General features: G+C 55.0%; 15 protein-coding genes. 10 read left to right on the forward strand and 5 right to left on the reverse strand.

The window, feature by feature from the left end:
* Positions 1 to 106 precede the first annotated feature (106 nt).
* The 4 genes from deoC (at position 107) to deoD (ending at position 4,438) form a co-directional block, all read left to right on the forward strand.
* Positions 107 to 886, forward strand: a complete 780-nt coding sequence (gene deoC, locus ACMHLI_RS00295) for a deoxyribose-phosphate aldolase (RefSeq protein WP_413527760.1) — start codon at positions 107 to 109, stop codon at positions 884 to 886.
* A gap of 46 nt (positions 887 to 932) precedes the next feature.
* Entirely contained in the window at positions 933 to 2,321 is a 1,389-nt protein-coding gene (gene deoA / locus ACMHLI_RS00300) for a thymidine phosphorylase (protein ID WP_413527761.1), read from the forward strand.
* Positions 2,322 to 2,409: 88 nt separating this feature from the next.
* Positions 2,410 to 3,633, forward strand: coding sequence for a phosphopentomutase (gene deoB, locus ACMHLI_RS00305; protein WP_413527762.1), 1,224 nt, complete (start codon positions 2,410 to 2,412; stop codon positions 3,631 to 3,633).
* A gap of 85 nt (positions 3,634 to 3,718) precedes the next feature.
* Positions 3,719 to 4,438: a purine-nucleoside phosphorylase gene (gene deoD / locus ACMHLI_RS00310; protein ID WP_413527763.1), complete on the forward strand. Its 720-nt coding sequence runs from the start codon at positions 3,719 to 3,721 to the stop codon at positions 4,436 to 4,438.
* A 108-nt stretch (positions 4,439 to 4,546) separates the two neighbouring features.
* Here deoD and ACMHLI_RS00315 read toward each other — a convergent pair whose 3' ends face one another.
* Entirely contained in the window at positions 4,547 to 5,338 is a 792-nt protein-coding gene (locus ACMHLI_RS00315; RefSeq protein ID WP_112168177.1) for a YtjB family periplasmic protein, read from the reverse strand.
* Between the two features lie 146 nt (positions 5,339 to 5,484).
* Here ACMHLI_RS00315 and serB point away from each other — a divergent pair, with 146 nt between their 5' ends.
* The 5 genes from serB to ACMHLI_RS00340 all read left to right on the forward strand — a co-directional run bounded on the left by serB (position 5,485) and on the right by ACMHLI_RS00340 (position 12,036).
* On the forward strand, positions 5,485 to 6,450 hold the full coding sequence (serB, locus tag ACMHLI_RS00320; protein ID WP_413527764.1) for a phosphoserine phosphatase: 966 nt from the start codon (positions 5,485 to 5,487) through the stop codon (positions 6,448 to 6,450).
* A gap of 39 nt (positions 6,451 to 6,489) precedes the next feature.
* Positions 6,490 to 7,872, forward strand: a complete 1,383-nt coding sequence (radA, locus tag ACMHLI_RS00325; RefSeq protein ID WP_112168179.1) for a DNA repair protein RadA — start codon at positions 6,490 to 6,492, stop codon at positions 7,870 to 7,872.
* 72 nt (positions 7,873 to 7,944) lie between these two features.
* Positions 7,945 to 9,204 carry a multifunctional transcriptional regulator/nicotinamide-nucleotide adenylyltransferase/ribosylnicotinamide kinase NadR gene (nadR, locus tag ACMHLI_RS00330; protein ID WP_413527765.1) on the forward strand — a complete coding sequence of 420 codons (1,260 nt, stop codon included), beginning with the start codon at positions 7,945 to 7,947 and terminating at the stop codon, positions 9,202 to 9,204.
* A 376-nt stretch (positions 9,205 to 9,580) separates the two neighbouring features.
* The gene (locus ACMHLI_RS00335) at positions 9,581 to 11,161 is read left to right on the forward strand and encodes a DUF3300 domain-containing protein (RefSeq protein WP_413527766.1); all 1,581 of its coding nucleotides are present in this window, start codon (positions 9,581 to 9,583) and stop codon (positions 11,159 to 11,161) included.
* A 17-nt stretch (positions 11,162 to 11,178) separates the two neighbouring features.
* Positions 11,179 to 12,036: a DUF2950 domain-containing protein gene (locus ACMHLI_RS00340; protein WP_413527767.1), complete on the forward strand. Its 858-nt coding sequence runs from the start codon at positions 11,179 to 11,181 to the stop codon at positions 12,034 to 12,036.
* A 69-nt stretch (positions 12,037 to 12,105) separates the two neighbouring features.
* Here the strand turns inward: ACMHLI_RS00340 and ACMHLI_RS00345 are convergent, their stop codons facing one another.
* Positions 12,106 to 13,107: a zinc-binding alcohol dehydrogenase family protein gene (locus ACMHLI_RS00345; protein ID WP_413527768.1), complete on the reverse strand. Its 1,002-nt coding sequence runs from the start codon at positions 13,105 to 13,107 to the stop codon at positions 12,106 to 12,108.
* A 108-nt stretch (positions 13,108 to 13,215) separates the two neighbouring features.
* On the opposite strand from ACMHLI_RS00345, the gene ACMHLI_RS00350 reads away from it, so the two are divergent.
* Entirely contained in the window at positions 13,216 to 14,124 is a 909-nt protein-coding gene (locus ACMHLI_RS00350) for a LysR family transcriptional regulator (protein ID WP_413527769.1), read from the forward strand.
* Between the two features lie 60 nt (positions 14,125 to 14,184).
* On the opposite strand, the gene ettA is transcribed toward ACMHLI_RS00350, so the two are convergent.
* The 3 genes from ettA to ACMHLI_RS00365 form a co-directional block, all read right to left on the reverse strand.
* Complete coding sequence (ettA, locus tag ACMHLI_RS00355; protein WP_413527770.1) at positions 14,185 to 15,852, reverse strand: energy-dependent translational throttle protein EttA; 1,668 nt, start codon at positions 15,850 to 15,852, stop codon at positions 14,185 to 14,187.
* A gap of 217 nt (positions 15,853 to 16,069) precedes the next feature.
* Positions 16,070 to 16,753 (reverse strand): transcriptional regulator RcsA, encoded by a 684-nt coding sequence (gene rcsA / locus ACMHLI_RS00360; protein WP_413527771.1) that lies wholly within the window; start codon positions 16,751 to 16,753, stop codon positions 16,070 to 16,072.
* A gap of 317 nt (positions 16,754 to 17,070) precedes the next feature.
* Positions 17,071 to 19,809: a cation-transporting P-type ATPase gene (locus ACMHLI_RS00365; RefSeq protein ID WP_413527772.1), complete on the reverse strand. Its 2,739-nt coding sequence runs from the start codon at positions 19,807 to 19,809 to the stop codon at positions 17,071 to 17,073.
* Between the last annotated feature and the right edge of the window lie 19 nt (positions 19,810 to 19,828).

Below are 19,828 nucleotides of genomic sequence, written 5' to 3' on the forward strand. Positions count from 1 at the left end.
CGCCAACCGTGCAGAATTCTTCTCCGACGTTAACCGCCGAAAGGAATTCATGACTGTATGCTCAGTTCTGGCTGGTCGCTGGAATTGAAAATTGTTGGAGAGTTATATGACCGATTTAACCACCGCAGCACAACGTGCGCTGAACCTGATGGATTTGACCACCCTGAACGAAGACGACACCGATGCAAAAGTGATCGCGCTTTGTCACCAGGCGAAAAGCCCGGCAGGTAACACTGCTGCTGTTTGTATTTATCCTCGTTTTATTCCGATTGCCCGTAAAACCCTGCGCGAGCAAGGCACGCCGGACATCCGCATTGCCACCGTGACCAACTTCCCGCACGGTAATGACGATCTCGAAATAGCCCTGGCCGAAACCCGCGCCGCCATCGCCTACGGCGCTGACGAAGTGGACGTAGTTTTCCCTTACCGCGCATTGATGGCCGGTAACGAGCAGGTCGGTTTTGAGATGGTCAAACAGTGCAAAGAAGCCTGTGCTGCTGCCAACGTATTGCTGAAAGTGATCATCGAAACCGGTGAGCTTAAGCAAGACGCGCTGATCCGCAAAGCCTCTGAAATCGCTATTAAAGCAGGCGCTGACTTCATTAAAACCTCCACCGGTAAAGTGCCGGAAAACGCGACATTGCACAGTGCTGAGCTGATGATGAGCGTGATCGCTGAAATGGGCGTGGGCAAAGACGTGGGTTTCAAACCTGCCGGTGGCGTGAAAACCGCTGAAGATGCTGCGCAGTATCTGGCGCTGGCTGACCGTCTGCTGGGCCGCGAATGGGCTGACGCACGTCACTTCCGTTTTGGTGCCTCCAGCCTGCTGGCAAGCCTGCTGACCACTCTGGGTCACGCCGGCCAGAAAGCCACCAGCAACTATTGATCACCACGGCACCGCGTTTGCGGTGCGCATCTTTCGGGGCGCTGCCATGCGGCGCCCGCATATTCAGCGTCCAGATTTTGGCGTTCAGCTCAGGCAGGGGGATACCTTGTTTCTCGCACAAGAAATTATTCGTAAAAAACGTGATGGCCATCCTTTAAGTGACGAAGAGATTCGTTTCTTTGTGAACGGTATTCGCGACAGTCAGGTTTCAGAAGGTCAGATTGCAGCACTGGCTATGACTATTTATTTCAACGACATGACCATGAATGAGCGCGTTTCGCTGACCATGGCCATGCGCGATTCAGGTACCGTTTTGAACTGGAAAAGCCTGAACCTGAACGGCCCGATTGTGGATAAACATTCTACCGGCGGCGTGGGTGACGTGACGTCTCTGATGTTAGGCCCGATGGTTGCCGCCTGTGGCGGTTACGTGCCGATGATCTCCGGACGTGGCCTGGGTCATACCGGCGGTACTTTGGATAAACTCGAAGCCATTCCGGGCTTTGATATCTTCCCGGATGACAGCCGTTTCCGTCGCATTATTCAGGACGTCGGCGTAGCCATTATCGGCCAGACCAGCTCGCTGGCTCCGGCAGACAAACGCTTCTATGCGACCCGCGATATCACCGCAACCGTCGATTCTATTCCTCTGATCACCGCATCAATCCTTGCCAAGAAACTGGCTGAAGGTCTGGATGCGCTGGTCATGGACGTCAAAGTGGGTTCCGGTGCATTTATGCCGACCTACCAGCTGTCCGAAGATCTGGCCCAGTCAATTGCCGATGTGGCAAACGGCGCAGGCTGCAAAACCACCGCGCTGCTTACCGACATGAATCAGGTGCTGGCGTCGAGCGCCGGTAACGCAGTCGAAGTGCGCGAAGCCGTGCGCTTCCTGACCGGCGAATACCGCAATCCGCGCCTGCTTGAAGTGACGATGGCGCTGTGCGTGGAAATGCTGCTCTCCGGTGGTCTGGCAACAGACGACGCCGACGCCCGCAGCAAACTGCAGACGGTGCTGGATAACGGCAAAGCGGCAGAAATCTTTGGCCGCATGATTGCGGCGCAAAAAGGCCCGGCGGACTTCATCGAGAATTACGATCGCTATCTGCCACAGGCCACGCTGAGCAAACCGGTGTTCGCCGAAACCAACGGCATCGTCAGCGCAATGGATACCCGCGCGCTGGGTATGGCGGTGGTGTCACTGGGCGGTGGCCGTCGTCGTGCCAGCGATCCTATCGACTATAGCGTCGGTCTGACCCACATGGCACAGCTTGGCCAGCAGGTCGATACGCGTCAGCCGCTGGCGATGATCCACGCCAACAGCGAAAACGCGTGGCAGCAGGCCGCTGCAGAAGTGCGCGCCGCCATTGTTCTGAGTGACAAAGCGCCGGAAAGCACGCCGGTGGTGTATCGCCGGATCGGCGGTAACGCTTGATTTCAGGCGGTCTCGCCCCCATTTAAGACTGATCAGGTACGCGGCAGTTCCGCGTGACCCAATGCGTAACCATTCGCAGGAGAGCAAAATGAAACGTACATTTATCATGGTGTTAGACTCATTCGGTATCGGTGCCAGTGAAGATGCCGAACGCTTTGGCGATACAGGCTCCGACACGCTGGGCCATATCGCGGCTGCCTGTGCGCGTGGCGAAGCCGACAAAGGTCGCAAAGGGCCGCTGAATCTGCCGAACCTGACCCGTCTGGGCCTGGCGAAAGCCGCTGAAGAATCCACCGGTAAAATTCCTGACGGCATGGACGGTGATTCTGAAATCACCGGTGCGTATGCCTACGCCAGCGAATTATCCTCCGGTAAAGATACCCCGTCAGGCCACTGGGAAATCGCCGGTGTGCCTGTGCTGTTTGAGTGGGGCTACTTCAGCGACACCACCAACAGCTTCCCGCAGGCGCTGCTGGACAAACTGGTCGAGCGCGCCAATCTGCCGGGCTATCTGGGCAACTGCCATTCCTCCGGTACCGTGGTGCTGGATGATTTAGGCGAAGAACACATGAAAACCGGCAAGCCGATTTTCTACACCTCTGCGGATTCTGTTTTCCAGATCGCCTGTCACGAAGAAACCTTCGGGCTGGATCGTCTGTATGAACTGTGCGAAATCGCCCGTGAAGAACTGACCGAAGGCGGCTACAACATTGGCCGCGTGATCGCCCGTCCGTTCATTGGCGACAAAGCCGGGAACTTCGAGCGTACCGGTAACCGTCACGACTTAGCGGTAGAACCACCGGCACCGACCATCCTGAAAAAGCTGGTCGACGAGAAAAATGGCCACGTGATATCCGTCGGTAAAATCGCGGATATCTACGCGCAGGTGGGTATCACCAAAAAAGTGAAAGCCACTGGCCTGGACGCGCTGTTTGACGCGACCATCAAAGAAATGAAAGAAGCTGGCGATAAGACCATTGTCTTCACTAACTTCGTTGATTTCGATTCCTCTTACGGCCACCGCCGTGATGTTGCGGGCTACGCTGCGGCACTGGAATTGTTCGACCGTCGTATGCCGGAGTTGCTGGAACTGGTGAAAGAAGATGACATCATCATCTTCACCGCTGACCACGGTTGTGACCCGACATGGCGCGGTACAGATCATACCCGTGAGCACATTCCGGTGTTAATCTACGGCCCGAAAGTGAAACCGGGCTCGCTGGGCCACCGCGAAACCTTCGCGGATATTGGTCAGACGGTCGCGAATTACTTCGACTTGTCACCAATGGACTACGGTAAATCCATGCTGTAAGACTTTTGCATACGCGGCCAGTACATTGAATACTGGCCGCGTTTTTATGATGAATGTGATACCTCGCTGATTAAGGAATAAAAAGATGGCAACTCCACACATTAATGCTGAAATGGGCGACTTTGCTGACGTAGTGCTGATGCCAGGAGATCCGCTGCGCGCCAAGCACATCGCGGAAACCTTCCTGCAGGACGTTAAGCAGGTGAACGACGTGCGTGGCATGTTAGGTTTCACCGGCACGTACAAAGGCCGCAAAATTTCTGTCATGGGCCATGGCATGGGCATTCCTTCCTGCTCAATTTATGCCAAAGAGCTGATTACCGAATTCGGCGTGAAAAAAATCATCCGCGTGGGGTCTTGTGGCGCTGTGCGTGCAGACATCAAACTGCGCGACATCGTGATCGGTATGGGTGCCTGCACCGATTCCAAAGTGAACCGCATGCGTTTCAAAGACCACGACTATGCCGCAATTGCTGATTACGACATGGTGCGTAACGCCGCTGATGCTGCGAAAGCGAAAGGTATTCACGCCCGCGTTGGTAACATCTTCTCCGCAGATCTGTTCTATACACCAGACCCGCAGATGTTCGACGTGATGGAGAAATACGGCATTCTGGGCGTAGAAATGGAAGCCGCCGGTATCTACGGCGTGGCAGCAGAATTCGGTGCGAAAGCGCTGACCATCTGTACCGTTTCCGACCATATCCGTACTCACGAGCAAACCACCGCTGCTGAACGCCAGACGACCTTCAACGACATGGTTGAAATCGCACTGGAATCCGTTCTGTTAGGCGATAAAGAATAAGTTCTGCCGCATTGTTGCAGAGTTAAAAAACGGGTGCCAGATGGCGCCCGTTTTGCTATGCCATGAGATAGGCATTCTCTGAAGTAACGCGGTCGCTGATTATTTGGATCACTTCGGCTTGCTGCGTTTCAGGCTGCGGTAGGCAGCCTGTGCGGCTTCTTTGGTTTGCGCTTCGGTGGCCGGTTTTGCTGGCGCCACTTCGGCGTCGGGTTCGGTCAGGTTCAGCGTCGGCGGCGGGCCGAAATCGTCAGGTGCTTCTTCTTCAGGCTCATCATCTTCTTTCACCGGTTTACTGGCCGTCAGCAGGAACGGCGACTGCTGCCAGCGTGAACGGCGCCCCTGCAACAGCGTGCGGGCGAGTATAATGCCGACACCCAGCGCGGCGAGCATCATCAGACGCAGCAGGTTAGTGGTGTTATCCACCTGTTTGGATTCTGTCGCCAGCACGTGAGTATCGAGCGTAATGCGCAAAAAACCGCTCGGCCCGCTCTTGTCTTCGATAGGCACCACAATCTGATGATTGAAGTAGCTGCCCGCGCGTTTGCCGTCGAGGGAAAGACGATCGCGCACCGGCACCTGTTCACCCGCATGGGCGACCAGCGAGCCGTCCGATTCATAAACGCTGGCGTCGAGAATGCGGCTGCCGTCGGTCAGCTGACTCAAAATAGTGGAAATTTGTGCGATATCCGCGCCATCATTGTCGCTGTCCATTAACGGCGCGAGCGAAAATGCCACCTGTTTGGCGAGCGTTTGGGCGAGTTGCTCAACCTGCGTGGAGCGCGCGAGCTGATGCCCCAGGCTGAAGTAGGAAGCGCCTTGCATAAGAATGACCAATAACGCCAGGCTAATCAATACGATAGCAGCGCGGTGCAGGCGAAATTTGAGTTTGGCCTTTGCCATTCCGTTTCCTTGCGTTTTTCGATGACTTTAATGTTGCCAGAAGCGGCAGCGATAAGGTAGCTTGATGCCTTCATTTATCGGCGACGCCCTGCCTTTTCTACCGTTTTTTCATTGTCGTTTTAACAAACCAATCTACCGGAGTCATCATGCCAAACAGTCTGACCTATTGCGATCTTCCCGCGGAGATCCACCAATGGCCGGGACTTCCCCTTTCATTGAGCGGTGATGAAGTGATGCCGCTGGATTACCGGGCAGGACACACCGGGTGGCTTCTGTACGGTAGAAAACTCGATAAAATCAGCATTACGCAGTTCCAGCGCCAGTTAGGGCGCGCTCTGGTGATTGTCAGCGCGTGGGCGGTGGAAGGTTATCAGGTGGTGCGTCTGGCCGGGTCACTGACGGCGGATGCGCAAAAACTGGCGGAATCCTTTGAGTTTGACGTCACGCAGCTCGGTAAAGTGCCTTATCTGCGCGCGCCGGGTCTGCTGGTGATGGACATGGATTCTACCGCGATTGAGATTGAATGCATCGACGAAATCGCCAAACTGGCGGGCGTCGGTGAACAGGTGTCAGAAGTGACTGAACGCGCCATGCGCGGCGAGCTGGATTTCTCCGCCAGCCTGCGTCAGCGCGTTGCTACGCTTAAGGACGCCGATGCCAGCATTCTGCAACAGGTGCGTGAAACCCTGCCGCTGATGCCGGGCCTGACGGTCATGGTTCAGCGTTTACAGGAAGCGGGCTGGCACGTGGCGATTGCGTCCGGCGGCTTTACTTATTACGCCGAATACCTGCGCGATAAGCTGAATCTGGTGGATGTGGCCGCCAACGAGCTGGAAATTCGCGATGGCAAACTGACCGGCCGTGTGATCGGGCCGATTGTCGATGCGCAATATAAAGCCGACACGCTGCTGAAACTGGCTGAAAAGCTCGAAATCCCGCATGAACAAACGGTGGCGATTGGCGACGGTGCCAACGATCTGAAAATGATGGCCGTGGCGGGCATGGGCATTGCCTATCACGCCAAACCGAAAGTCTACGCACAGGCGGAAGTATGCATCCGTCATGCGGATTTGCTGGGTGTTTTGTGTATTCTTAGCGGCAGTCAGTCCTAGTCAGCAAATACAGAATGTTAATAAACAAAGAGGTAAGTTGTGGCTAAAGCTCCAAAACGTGCATTTGTGTGTAATGAATGTGGCGCAGACTATCCGCGCTGGCAAGGGCAGTGTAGTGCCTGTCAGGCCTGGAACAGCATTACTGAAATCCGTTTGGCGGCTTCTCCGACCGTGGCGCGCAACGAGCGCCTGACCGGTTACGCGGGCGATGCGGGCGTCAGCCGCGTGCAGAAGCTCTCGGACATCAGCCTCGATGAACTTCCGCGTTTTAGCACCGGTTTTAAAGAGTTTGACCGTGTGCTCGGCGGCGGCGTGGTGCCGGGCAGCGCGATTCTGATCGGCGGGAATCCGGGCGCCGGTAAAAGTACCTTGCTGCTGCAAATTCTGTGTCATCTCAGCGAAAATATGAAAACCCTGTACGTCACCGGGGAAGAATCGCTGCAACAGGTCGCGATGCGTGCTCATCGCCTCGGGTTGCCGACGGCTAACATGAACATGCTTTCGGAAACCAGCATCGAGCAAATTTGCGAAATTGCCGATGTTGAAAAACCGAAACTTATGGTCATCGACTCCATTCAGGTGATGCACATGGCGGATATCCAGTCGTCGCCAGGTACTGTGGCGCAGGTGCGTGAAACCGCCGCCTATCTTACCCGCTTCGCCAAAACGCGCGGCGTGGCGATCGTGATGGTCGGTCACGTCACTAAAGACGGCTCACTGGCCGGGCCGAAAGTGCTCGAACACTGCATCGACTGTTCGGTACTGCTCGACGGTGATGCTGATTCCCGTTTCCGTACATTACGCAGCCATAAAAACCGTTTTGGCGCAGTGAACGAGCTGGGCGTGTTTGCTATGACTGAACAAGGTTTACGCGAAGTCAGTAACCCTTCCGCTATCTTCCTCAGCCGTGGTGATGAAATCACCTCGGGCAGTTCGGTAATGGTGCTGTGGGAAGGTACGCGGCCCCTGCTGGTCGAAGTGCAGGCGCTGGTCGATCAGTCGATGATGGGCAATCCGCGCCGCGTGGCCGTGGGCCTTGAGCAGAACCGTCTGGCTATCCTGCTGGCCGTTTTGCATCGTCACGGCGGGCTGCAGATGGCTGATCAGGATGTCTTCGTCAACGTGGTCGGCGGTGTGAAAGTCACTGAAACCAGTGCCGATCTGGCGCTGCTACTTTCGCTGGTGTCGAGCCTGCGAGACAGGCCGTTGCCACACGATCTGGTGGTCTTCGGCGAAGTCGGGCTGTCCGGGGAAATCCGTCCGGTGCCAAGCGGTCAGGAGCGCATTACCGAAGCGGCGAAGCACGGCTTCAAACGCGCGATTGTGCCGCACGCCAACGTGCCGAAAAAAGTGCCTGCCGGAATGCAGGTGTTTGGCGTCAAAAAACTGGCCGATGCGCTGGCGATCCTCGACGATTTGTAACGGTTATCCGGTGTTCTTTCGCCCTGAGTTTGTGCTATTTTTTGTTTAGTAAAGCAAACATAAGGACAGGGTATGTCTCAGTTCGATTATCTGAAAACCGCGATTAAGCAGCAGGGAAGAACATTACAGCAGGTGTCAGAGGCCAGCGGGATGACCAAGGGTTATCTGAGCCAGCTGTTGAATGCAAAGATAAAAAGCCCCAGCGCGCAAAAGCTCGAGGCGCTGCATCGCTTCCTCGACCTTGAGTTTCCCCGCCGCGAAAAAAATATCGGCGTGGTGTTCGGCAAGTTTTATCCGCTGCACACCGGCCACATCTATCTGATCCAGCGCGCCTGTAGTCAGGTTGATGAACTGCACATCATCATGGGCTACGACGAGCCACGCGACCGTGAATTGTTCGAGAACAGTTCGATGTCCCAGCAGCCGACGGTCAGCGATCGCCTGCGCTGGCTGCTGCAAACCTTCAAATACCAGAAAAACATTCATATTCATGCCTTTAACGAAGAGGGCATGGAGCCGTATCCGCACGGCTGGGATGTCTGGGGGCGCGGTATCAAAGAGTTCATGGGCCAGAAAGGCATTGAGCCCAATACCATTTATTCCAGCGAAGAGGCCGATGCGCCGCAGTATCGCGAGCATCTGGGTATTGAAACCGTTTTGATTGACCCGAAACGGTCCTTCATGAACATCAGTGGCCGCCAGATCCGTCACGATCCGTTCCGCTACTGGGATTACATCCCCACCGAAGTGAAGCCGTTCTTTGTGCGCACCGTGGCGGTGCTGGGCGGCGAATCCAGCGGAAAATCCACGTTGGTCAATAAGTTAGCCAACATATTCAACACCACCAGTGCCTGGGAATATGGCCGCGATTACGTGTTCTCACACCTCGGCGGTGACGAGATGGCGCTGCAATATTCTGATTACGATAAAATTGCTCTCGGACAGGCGCAATATATTGATTTTGCAGTGAAATATGCCAATAAAGTAGCGTTTATCGATACTGATTTCCTGACCACGCAGGCGTTCTGTAAAAAGTACGAAGGCCGCGAGCATCCTTTCGTGCAGGCACTGATGGACGAATACAAATTCGATCTGGTGATCCTGCTGGAAAACAATACGCCGTGGGTCGCCGACGGTCTGCGCAGTCTGGGCAGCACCACGGACCGCATGTCTTTCCAGAATTTGTTAATCGACATGCTGAAACAAAACAATGTCGATTACGTTCACGTTGAATCGTCGGATTACGACCAGCGTTTTCTGGAATGTATCGAGCTGGTGCAGAATATGCTGGCCGCCGATACCAGCCGGTTGAACGCGCCGTCCTTGTCCTGACCGTCGTCAGCCAGAAAAATTAAAAAGCGCTGACTCTGCGGAGTCGGCGCTTTTTTTATCACTATCAATTCGGGCTGAACAATCATTCACGACATGAATGATTTTGTGTATTTATATTTTTTATAATTATTAATGAATTCATCTGATTATGTTGGTTAGCAATTTTATTAATTCTGTTTGTAACGCGGATAAATAAAAAAACCAGCTATTTCATGCTGTTGATAAAAAATCATTTATATCCTCATTAATTACGCATTTTATGCGTAAATCCCATTTGCGAAATAAAAATACAGTGACAGCCGTTGAGTTTTATTTGTCAGATTATACTCATTCATTGTGCCTCGCATTCCGGCGGAGGCTTTCTAAGGTGATCCGAATGAATTTATCATTCAAGCCCTGGGGTATTGCAGTGCTTTGCGGTGCGGGTGCTTTTGCGCTGGCCAGCGTGATGTTTACGCAGGGCTGGCTTCCGGCCCGTTCACAGGCAGAAACCACCACGCAGACAGCGCCCCCTGCGCCTGCTGCTACACCCGTGCCCGCAATGACCAATACGCCTCCTGCTTTTACACAGGCTCAGCTCGATCAGTGGGTTGCGCCCGTTGCGCTCTATCCTGACAGCCTGCTTTCACAAGTATTGATGGCTTCGACTTATCCGACCAACGTCATTCAGGCGGTTCAGTGGTCGCGTGACCATCCGCAAAGTCAGGGTGATGCAGCGGTGAGCGCCGTAGCGAATGAGCCGTGGGATCCGAGTGTGAAATCGTTGGTGGCGTTCCCGCAACTGCTGGCGCTGATGGGGGAAGATCCCGCATGGGTACAAAACCTCGGCGACGCGTTTTTGGCGCAGCCTGCCGACGTGATGGATACCGTGCAAAAATTCCGTCAGGTGGCGCAAAAAAGCGGCGCGCTGAAAAGCACTCCGCAGCAGAAAGTGACGGTTAAACCGGCAACGCAAAACAGCAGTACTACTGTGGTAAAAAGCGCACCGGCGCAGCAAACCATCATTATCGAATCCGCCGATCCGCAGGTGGTTTACGTCCCAAGCTATAACCCGAATGTGGTGTATGGCGCCTGGCCGACGCCGGCTTATCCGCCGGTCTATTTGCCGCCGCCTCCGGGGCAGCAGTTTGTGAATGGCGTGGTCTCGGGCATCGGTTTTGGTGTAGGCGTCGCCGCGACCTATGCGATTTTCGGTAGCATTGACTGGGATGACGATCATCATCACGACGACTATGATCACCATGACGATCATCACGATGACGGCCATCATGGCGGGGGACAAAATAATTACGTCAACGTTAACGTCAATAATTACAACCGTATCTCCGGCAATAACAATGCGGTGAATCATGCGGGCTCCGCGAATACTGCGGGCTGGCAGCACAATGCAGCGTTCAACGCCGGTACGCCAACCCGTCCTGCAAACCTGAGCGGTGCGACGCAAAACCGTGCGCTGAACAATGCCGCGCAGCGTAATAATTATCGCGGTTTTGACGGCAGCGCCGTCGGGCGTAACAACGGCGGCGTGCAGAATCAGAATCTCGATCAGCGCCGTCAGCAGGCGGCGTCAGTGATGAACAGCCATCCGGGTTTCACGCCGGGGCAATCGCATTCATCACCTCGCTCGGTACCTGCCAGCCGGCCTGTATCGGCGTCTGACAGCCATCACGTCTCTGGTCGCCAGTTGCCGCAGCACGATGCGTTATCACATCAGGGGCAGCTTTCCCAGCACACGAATGGCAGCATGATGTCCCAACGTAACGGGAGTCATCCGCAGATGGAGAATTTCCGACAGGGTGGCAACATGACGCGCAGCACGGCGTTCAGCGGGAACTCCAGCCGCGCGCCGTCGTGGCAACAGCAGCAGGCGCGGGGGGATCAGAGCCGTCGTCAGATGCGCGACTTCCAACCTGCGAGATCAGCCGGCGGGGAAGGTCATCATTTTCAGCGGCGCTAATTTTGTGAGGAAAGGTAATGAATAAGTTTAGCCGTCTTCTGATTTCTGCCGGTGCGCTGGTGTTTCCTTTGTGCGCCTTTGCCCAGCAGTCCTTCCCGCAGCCGGAGCTGGCCGCTCAGGCACTGGTAAAAGCGGTGAGCGGGCATGACGATGCCGCACTGAAACAATTACTTGGCGATGACTGGCAGGTGTATTTGCCGCAAAAGGATGTCGATCCTGAGGAGGTCGCCCGCTTCCTGCGCGACTGGAACGTCAGCCACAGCATCGTGAAGCAGGGGGACGTGGCGCACCTGAACGTTGGTGCGGAGAACTGGCAGCTGCCGATCCCGATCAGACAAACGGCGCAGGGCTGGTCATTTGATATCGCGGCGGGTGCGGCAGAGATCGCCACGCGAACTATCGGGCGCAATGAGCTTTCCACTATTCAGGCGGTCGCGGCGTATGCCGATGCCCAGCACCAATACCAGCAGGGCACGGGGCAGTACGCGCAAAAGTTTATCAGCACTGACGGGCAGCACGACGGCTTATACTGGCCGGTGAAAGAGGGTGAAGCGCCCAGCCCGCTTGGCCCGGCCTTTGGTAATGATCGGCCGGAGTCTGCTTATCACGGCTATTACTTCCGCATTCTGACCGCGCAGGGCGCGAATGCTAGCGGCGGAGCTTACAGCTATATCGACAACGGTAAGATGACTAAGGGCTTTGCGCTGATCGCCTGGCCGGTGGATTACGGTCACACGGGCATCACCAGTTTTATGATAAACCAGCAGGGCGAGGTGTATCAGCAGGATTTAGGGGCGGACACCGACGCAGCGGCGCGGGCGATAAATGCGTTTGATCCGGATGCGAAATGGCAGAAGGTCGACGACGGAGAATAGCCGTCTGATGCGCAGAAAACAGAAAGCCGCCACGCAAGTGACGGCTTTTTTACTCACAATGGTGTCAGCTTAGAACGCGACGACCACTTTGCCCTGCATATGACCGTCGAGCACTTTGGCGTGCGCGGCTTCGATGCTTTCAACGCTCAGGCCGTGAAGGGTATCGCTCAGTGTGGTCTGCACTTTGCCTTCATCCACCAGCGCGGCGACCTGTTTAAGGATCTCGCCCTGCTGCGCGATGTCCGGCGTGTTGAACATGCTGCGGGTGTACATCAGTTCCCAGTGCAGCGCGGCACTCTTCAGCTTCAGCTTATTCATGTCCAGTGGATGTTCGTTCTCCACGATGGTACAGATGTGGCCCATCGGCGCGATCAGATCGGAAATCGCCGCCCAGTGACCGTCGGTATCGTTCAGGCACAGAATGAAATCCACCTGTTTGATGTCATGCTTCGCCAGTTCGCCTTTCAGATCTTTGTAGTTCACGGTCAGATCCGCACCGCGATCCAGACACCATTGTGCTGATTCCGGGCGTGACGCGGTCGCAATGACGTTCACTTTGCTGCGCAGCGACGCGAATGGGATCGCCAGCGATCCGACGCCACCGGCACCGCCGATGATCAGCAGGGTTTTGTCTTCTGACGCATTCTGGATGTTCAGATGCTCGAACAGTGCTTCCCACGCGGTCAGCGCGGTCAGAGGCATCGCGGCGGATTCTGCCCAGTTCAGGCTTTTCGGTTTGACCGACACAATGCGCGAGTCGATCAGCTGTTCAGTGGCATTACTGCCGGAGCGGGTGATGTCACCGGCGTACCAGACTTCATCGCCCGCTTTGAAATTTTTGACCGCGCTGCCGACGGCTTTAACAATACCGCTCGCATCCCAACCGAGCACTTTCGGTGCGTCCAGGCCGCTTTTCTGCACGCCTTTGTGGACTTTGGTATCGACCGGGTTAACCGATACCGCTTTCACTTCCACCAGCAGATCGTGTTCGCCGGCGGCAGGCTGTGGTAACTCGACAGCGATGAAATGCGCCGGGTCTTTCGGGTTTACTGCGATTGCTTTAACAGACATCAGAATTTCTCCGTTTGCTTCTTAGGGTATACAGACAGTCTAGCCCTCCTGCGGCAAGCTGATAAGATGGACAATACCTAACAAAGTGTTCGGCTGAGGTGAACAATCGTGTTTAAACAATTGCAGGACATGGCGCTGTTTGCGCTGGTGGCGGAATGCGGCAGTTTCACCCAGGCGGCGAAACGTGCCGGTTTGCCGAAATCCAGCGTCAGTCAGCGCATCAGCCAGCTGGAGAAATCCCTCGGCCTGCGGCTGCTCAACCGCACCACGCGCCAGCTCAATCTGACCTTCGCCGGTGAACGCTATCTGATTCATTGTCAGGAAATGATGCAGGCCAGCGAACGGGCGGAGCTGGCGATCCGCCGACTGCGCGATAACCCGAGCGGGCGGTTGCGCATTACCAGCCCGGCGGGACTGGGCGCGACGCTGCTGGCACGGGTAAACGTCGAGTTTCAGAAACGCTATCCCGATGTCTCGCTGGAAGTGTCAGTCTCCGATGCGATGGTCGATCTGGTGCAGGAAGGGTTTGATATCGCACTGCGCACCGGCAAACCGCAAGACTCCTCGCTGATTGGCCGTGAGCTCGGCCACAGTCCGCGCTATCTGCTGGCATCTCCGGCGTATCTGGCGCAGCATCCGGCGCTCGAATCGCCGCCGCAGCTGGCGTCGCATCACTGTATCGCGCACCGTGCCTGGTCGGAGTGGGTGCTGCATCGCGGAGAGACCTATCACCGCTGGCTATTACCTTCAACGCATACTACCGACAATCTGCTGTATGCGCGGGAATGTGCGCTGGCAGGGGCGGGCATCACGCTGTTACCGGCATTTTTGTGTCATGACGAAGTCGCGAAAGGCATGCTGGTGCGGGTGCTGCCGGAGTGGGAAGCGGAGGGCAACGATCTGTATCTGGTCTATCCGGGGAGGAAACTGAATTCTCCGGCACTGGCCTGTTTTATCGATTTTATGCTGGAGGAGTACGGCTTTGCGAAGAGCTACAATGAGACGCTGGCGGGGTAAACGACAGACATAAAAAAGGCCCGTTTCCGGACCTTCGCTGAAAAGCATAAGTAAAAAAGATTACTTGATGATTTTCTTGTACTTGATGCGCTTAGGCTCTAACGCTTCGGCACCTAAAGTACGTTTTTTGTATTCTTCGTATTCGGTGAAGTTACCTTCGAAGAATTCGACTTTGCCTTCATCCTGATAATCGAGGATGTGGGTCGCGATGCGGTCGAGGAACCAACGGTCATGGGAAATGACCATGGCGCAGCCCGGGAATTCCAGCAAGGCGTTTTCCAGCGCGCGGAGGGTTTCGATATCAAGGTCGTTGGTCGGTTCATCGAGCAGCAACATGTTACCGCCAACCTGCAGCAGTTTAGCCAGATGCAGACGACCACGCTCACCACCGGACAATTCGCCGACGCGTTTGCCCTGATCAACACCTTTGAAGTTAAAGCGGCCGACGTAGGCGCGGCTTGGCATTTCAGTGGTGCCGATGCGCATGATGTCCTGACCACCGGACACTTCTTCCCAGACGGTTTTGCTGTTGTCCATGGAATCACGGAACTGATCGACGGAGGCCAGTTTCACGGTGTCGCCGAGCTCAATGGTGCCGGCGTTCGGTGCTTCCTGACCTGACATCATGCGGAACAGCGTGGATTTACCCGCGCCGTTCGGACCGATAATCCCGACAATCGCGCCTTTGGGTACGGTGAAGGACAAATCGTCGATCAGCACACGGTCGCCGTAAGACTTGCTCAGGTTTTTCACTTCAACGACTTTGTCGCCAAGGCGTGGACCCGGTGGAATAAACAGTTCGTTGGTTTCGTTACGTTTCTGGTATTCGGTGCTGTTCAGCTCTTCAAAGCGTGCCAGACGGGCCTTGCCTTTAGACTGACGGCCTTTCGCGCCCTGACGTACCCATTCCAGCTCTTTCTCGATAGATTTACGACGAGCCGCTTCAGAAGACGCTTCCTGCGCCAGACGCTCATCTTTTTGTTCCAGCCAGCTGGAATAGTTACCTTCCCACGGAATACCTTCACCACGGTCAAGCTCGAGGATCCATCCGGCGACGTTATCGAGGAAGTACCGGTCATGGGTGATCGCCACAACGGTACCTTCGAAATCGTGCAGGAAACGTTCCAGCCATGCCACGGATTCAGCATCCAGGTGGTTGGTGGGTTCGTCGAGCAGCAGCATGTCTGGTTTTTCCAGCAGCAAGCGGCACAGTGCCACGCGGCGGCGTTCACCCCCTGAGAGGGTCGCCACTTTCGCGTCCCAGTCGGCCAGACGCAGCGCATCGGCGGCACGTTCCAGCTGGCTGTTCAGGTTGTGTCCGTCGTGCGCCTGAATGATCTCTTCCAGACGACCCTGCTCAGCGGCCAGTTTGTCGAAATCAGCTTCAGGATCGGCGTACAGCGTATAAACCTCATCGAGACGTTTTAACGCGCCCACGACTTCGGAAACGGCTTCTTCCACGGACTCACGCACGGTGTGTTCCATGTTCAGCTGCGGTTCCTGCGGCAGATAGCCGATTTTCAGATCCGGTTGCGGACGCGCTTCACCTTCGATGTCGGTATCAATACCGGCCATGATGCGCAGCAGCGTAGATTTACCTGAACCGTTCAGACCCAGAACACCAATTTTGGCGCCAGGGAAGAAACTCAGGGAGATGTTCTTAAGAATATGACGCTTCGGCGGAACAACTTTGCCGAGGCGGTGCATGGAATATACGTATTGAGCCACGTTGTCTTGAGCCTCTTTCTCTGCGGACCGCGCGTGTGTGCCAGACCAGAGTTCCTGATCCAACGGGCGCTGCGGCGAAATAAGCCAGCCCCGCCTGACTGCGGCATGACTGATAAGGGTTCCGACCGGCAAGTTTAGCGTGTTTCAGTCGTGTTCCCAACCATCAGCTTCACAGTAAGGCGAGAATGTTACCGGAGAAAGAGGGGGCTTAACGTTTTTAACCAACAGGAACCGCGATTTCCCCGGATTCGCTGGCAGGGCGCAGCGGGTGTGGGCGGCCAACAAACATGCCGGAGGTCAGAATGTCAGTGAGTTTAACAACATGATAAATCGCCTGTTTATTCTGCGTTTTGACTTTGCGTTTGATATTACCTTTGTGCGAGGCCACGGTTTTTTGCTTGATATTCAGATGCTGAGAAATGTTCTGCGTATCCAGTCCCGACATCCACATTTTCAGAATGCTGAACTCGGTGCGGCTCAGGCTGACCGGCGTGAGATCCAACGGCACACCGATTTCTATCGCGCGCGAAATTTGCAGGTTATGGGCGATCAGCTGATAAATAGTGGTGGTGCGGATCGATTTCGACACAATGATCACATTGCGTCGGATTGGCACATAGTTCTGATAGTTGAGGTTATCTTTGGAAATGAACACAAAAAACAGCGTACCGGGATGGGCGTTGATGACAGCTTTCAGCGCCTTTCCCGACCGCACATCAGACATAAAGCAGTCTTCATTTACAAAGATGATTTCAGGTGTCAGTGACTTGCAGGCGGTTTGCAGCTCGTTGATGTCCTTAAGCGAAAGAATATCTTTCTGGTGTTGTCCGTTCAGTTGCAAGAGCGACTGCAATGCCAGCTGTGTGTAATAGCACTTATCTACAATGAGCGATGACATCATGCGTTACCTATTTGTTGGCTCTCTGGATCTGCCTGAGCAGAAAGAGCTCGTTGTTATGCGGCCGGCTGTGAATTTTTGGGGCGTACCCTGAAAATTGCCGGAAAGCGGCAATGCTGAAAAAGCTGTGTGCGGGAATACCCTTGGGCAAAGTAATAAGTCGGGGGCGGGTTGATGTAAATCAGTTGTACGGGCTTTGGGACGTTTTGTGAGAAATTTGAGACAAAATGAGCCTGTGTGACCGTAAGGTTTCAGGAACTGTCATATTTTTGATGAATAAAACCGGGCTACAGAACATAGCCCGGCAGTTTGTATAAAAGTCAGACTTTCTTGCGGATAAAGCGGTTCACCAGCCATTTCTCTATTTCGACGATAACGAAAATCATCGCCCCGACCACCAGCGTAATGCCCCAGAATTTCAGTGGCATCGGCACGGTGCCGAACAGGCTGTTCATTACCGGCAGGTAAATAATCGCCAGCTGCAACACCAGCAATACGGCGGAGACCACCCACAGACCTTTGTTGACGAACACTTCGCGGGTCAGCGGGAAACGGTCCATTACGCGGCAGTTGAACATGTACACCCACTGCGCGGTGACCAGCGTCTGTAACAGCACGGTGCGGATAAGGTCGCTGCTGTAGCCGCGCGGTTGCATCCAGGCTTCCAGAATAAAGGCGCTGCAGGCAATCAGAATACCGACGAACGCGATACGCCAGACGGAGTACAGGTCGAGAACATGTTGACCCGGCGCGCGCGGACGGCGACGCATCATGCCTTTCTCTGCCGGCTCGAAGGCCAGACCGAAGGAAAGCGTGGTCGAGGTGGCCATGTTCATCCAGAGGATCTGCACCGGCGTCAGCGGGATCACCGCACCGGCCAGAATCGCCAGAATAATCAGCAGACCCTGCGCGAGGTTAGTCGGCAGAATAAACAGGATGGTTTTCTTCAGGTTGTCATAAACACGACGTCCTTCTTTCACTGCGCTGGCGATGGTCGCGAAGTTATCATCGGTCAGTACCATATCAGCCGCTTCTTTGGTGACTTCGGTGCCTTTGATACCCATGGCTATGCCGACATCGGCCTGTTTCAGCGCAGGCGCATCGTTCACACCGTCGCCGGTCATGCCGACAACTTCGCCGGTGTCCTGCAAGGCCTTGACCAGGCGCAGTTTATGTTCAGGGCTGGTGCGGGCGAAGATGTCGTACTGGCTGGCGGCGACCGCCAGTTCTGCGTCGTCCATGTGCTCCAGCTGGTAGCCGGTGATGGAATCGCCGCTGTTGCCGATGCCCAGCATTTTGCCGATTGCCATCGCGGTTTCCTGATGGTCGCCGGTGATCATTTTGACGCGGATCCCTGCCTGCTGGCACTGAGCAATCGCATCAATGGCTTCCGGACGCGGTGGATCCATCATTCCGGCGATACCGGCGAAAATCAGGCCGTCCTGCAAATCGTCGTGGTTTAAATCGCCGTTGATTTCAGGCTCATCTTTGAACGCTGCGGCAACCATGCGCAGGCCCTGACGGGCATAGCGCGCCATTTCCTCTTCCCAGTATTCGCGGCGGAAAGGTTTGATGCCGTCTTCAGTCAGCTCAAATTTTGCCAGCGAGAACAGCACATCCGGTGCGCCGGTCAGGAATAGCTGTTTTTTGCCGTTGATGCGTTGCAGGGTAGACATATATTTGTGCTTGGAATCGAACGGGATTTTGTCCAACGGCTCAATTTTGCCGGTGTTCAGATTCGATTTCGCGGCTAGCACTTTCAGCGCACCGGAAGTTGGCCCGCCGGTGATGCCCCAGTGGCCTTTGTCATCCTGCATCAGCTGGCTGTCGTTACAGATATCCACGGCGGTGATAAAGGTGTTGAGCACCGGCGTGTTGATGACATCGATCTGCTGCTGCGTACCGGCATCCACAATGCGGCCTTTTGGCTGGTAGCTTTCACCTTCGACGTTGTAGACGCGGTCGGCCAGAATCACGGCCTTGACGGTCATTTCATTCATCGTCAGGGTGCCGGTTTTATCCGAGCAGATGACGGTCATAGATCCGAGGGTTTCGACGGTCGGCAGCTTGCGGATGATGGCGTGATTTCGCGCCATCGACTGGACGCCGAGGGACAGAATAATCGAGATAATTGCCGGTAAACCTTCCGGTACGGAAGCGACCGCCAGACTGATTAACGACAGTAACAGCTCGCCGAGCGGCATATCACGCAGGATGAAGGCGAAAACAAACAGGAACGCCATCATCAATAAAATCAGGGCGAAAATGCCTTTACCCAGTTTATCGATTTGCTGTAACAGCGGCGTGCGCTGCGGCTTAATCTCAGACATCATCTGGTTGATGTGGCCGAGTTCAGTTTCTTTACCGGTGGCGTAAACCACACCGGATGCGGTACCGCCGCTTATCATTGTGCCGGAGAAGAGCAGATTGTGACGGTCGCCAATCATCACTTCGCCGTCAATGACATGGGCGTTTTTGGTGACGACAGTGGATTCACCGGTCAGAATCGCTTCTTCGACCTGCAGGTTGTGGGCGCTGATGATGCGCAGGTCAGCCGGGATTTTGTCCCCCGGACGCAGCTGCACGATATCACCGGGCACCAGCTGGTCTGCATTGATGGTTTGCACTTGTCCGTCGCGCAGGACAACGGCCTGGCTTGAAAGCATATTCTGAATACTTTTCAGTGACTTCTCAGCGCTGTTTTCCTGCAAAAAACCGATCAGCGCGTTGACGACCGCCACACCCAGGATCACAAAGGTATCAACCCAGTGTCCCATCGCGCCGGTGACGACCGCCGCGGCCAGCAGGATATAAATCAGTACATCATTAAAGTGCGCCAGAAAACGCATCAGCGCGCTTTTGGTTTGTTTTTCCGGCAGGGCATTTGGCCCATATTCGTTCAGACGCTGAGTGACGTCCTGCGGGCTCAGACCCTTTTCGTCTGTGCCCAGACGCAGCATGGCTTCTTTACTGCTCAGCTGATACCAGGTTTTGTTTTCTGGCGAAGCTGAAGAGGAAGGACTGGCATTGGTTTTCACAGCAGGTGATGAAGGATTCATAACGTTTTCCATAAGCGAT

Origin of the sequence: Rahnella inusitata (assembly GCF_965118895.1) — a bacterium.
Taxonomy (GTDB): domain Bacteria; phylum Pseudomonadota; class Gammaproteobacteria; order Enterobacterales; family Enterobacteriaceae; genus Rahnella; species Rahnella inusitata_A.

Coding starts and splice junctions, on each gene's coding strand:
- rcsA (WP_413527771.1), bottom strand. CDS start 16,753: ATGATGTCATCGCTCATTGTAGATAAGTGCTATTACACACAGCTGGCA.
- ACMHLI_RS00340 (WP_413527767.1), top strand. CDS start 11,179: ATGAATAAGTTTAGCCGTCTTCTGATTTCTGCCGGTGCGCTGGTGTTT.
- deoD (WP_413527763.1), top strand. CDS start 3,719: ATGGCAACTCCACACATTAATGCTGAAATGGGCGACTTTGCTGACGTA.
- deoC (WP_413527760.1), top strand. CDS start 107: ATGACCGATTTAACCACCGCAGCACAACGTGCGCTGAACCTGATGGAT.
- ACMHLI_RS00315 (WP_112168177.1), bottom strand. CDS start 5,338: ATGGCAAAGGCCAAACTCAAATTTCGCCTGCACCGCGCTGCTATCGTA.
- deoB (WP_413527762.1), top strand. CDS start 2,410: ATGAAACGTACATTTATCATGGTGTTAGACTCATTCGGTATCGGTGCC.
- nadR (WP_413527765.1), top strand. CDS start 7,945: ATGTCTCAGTTCGATTATCTGAAAACCGCGATTAAGCAGCAGGGAAGA.
- ACMHLI_RS00365 (WP_413527772.1), bottom strand. CDS start 19,809: ATGAATCCTTCATCACCTGCTGTGAAAACCAATGCCAGTCCTTCCTCT.
- ACMHLI_RS00345 (WP_413527768.1), bottom strand. CDS start 13,107: ATGTCTGTTAAAGCAATCGCAGTAAACCCGAAAGACCCGGCGCATTTC.
- ACMHLI_RS00335 (WP_413527766.1), top strand. CDS start 9,581: ATGAATTTATCATTCAAGCCCTGGGGTATTGCAGTGCTTTGCGGTGCG.
- deoA (WP_413527761.1), top strand. CDS start 933: ATGCGGCGCCCGCATATTCAGCGTCCAGATTTTGGCGTTCAGCTCAGG.
- serB (WP_413527764.1), top strand. CDS start 5,485: ATGCCAAACAGTCTGACCTATTGCGATCTTCCCGCGGAGATCCACCAA.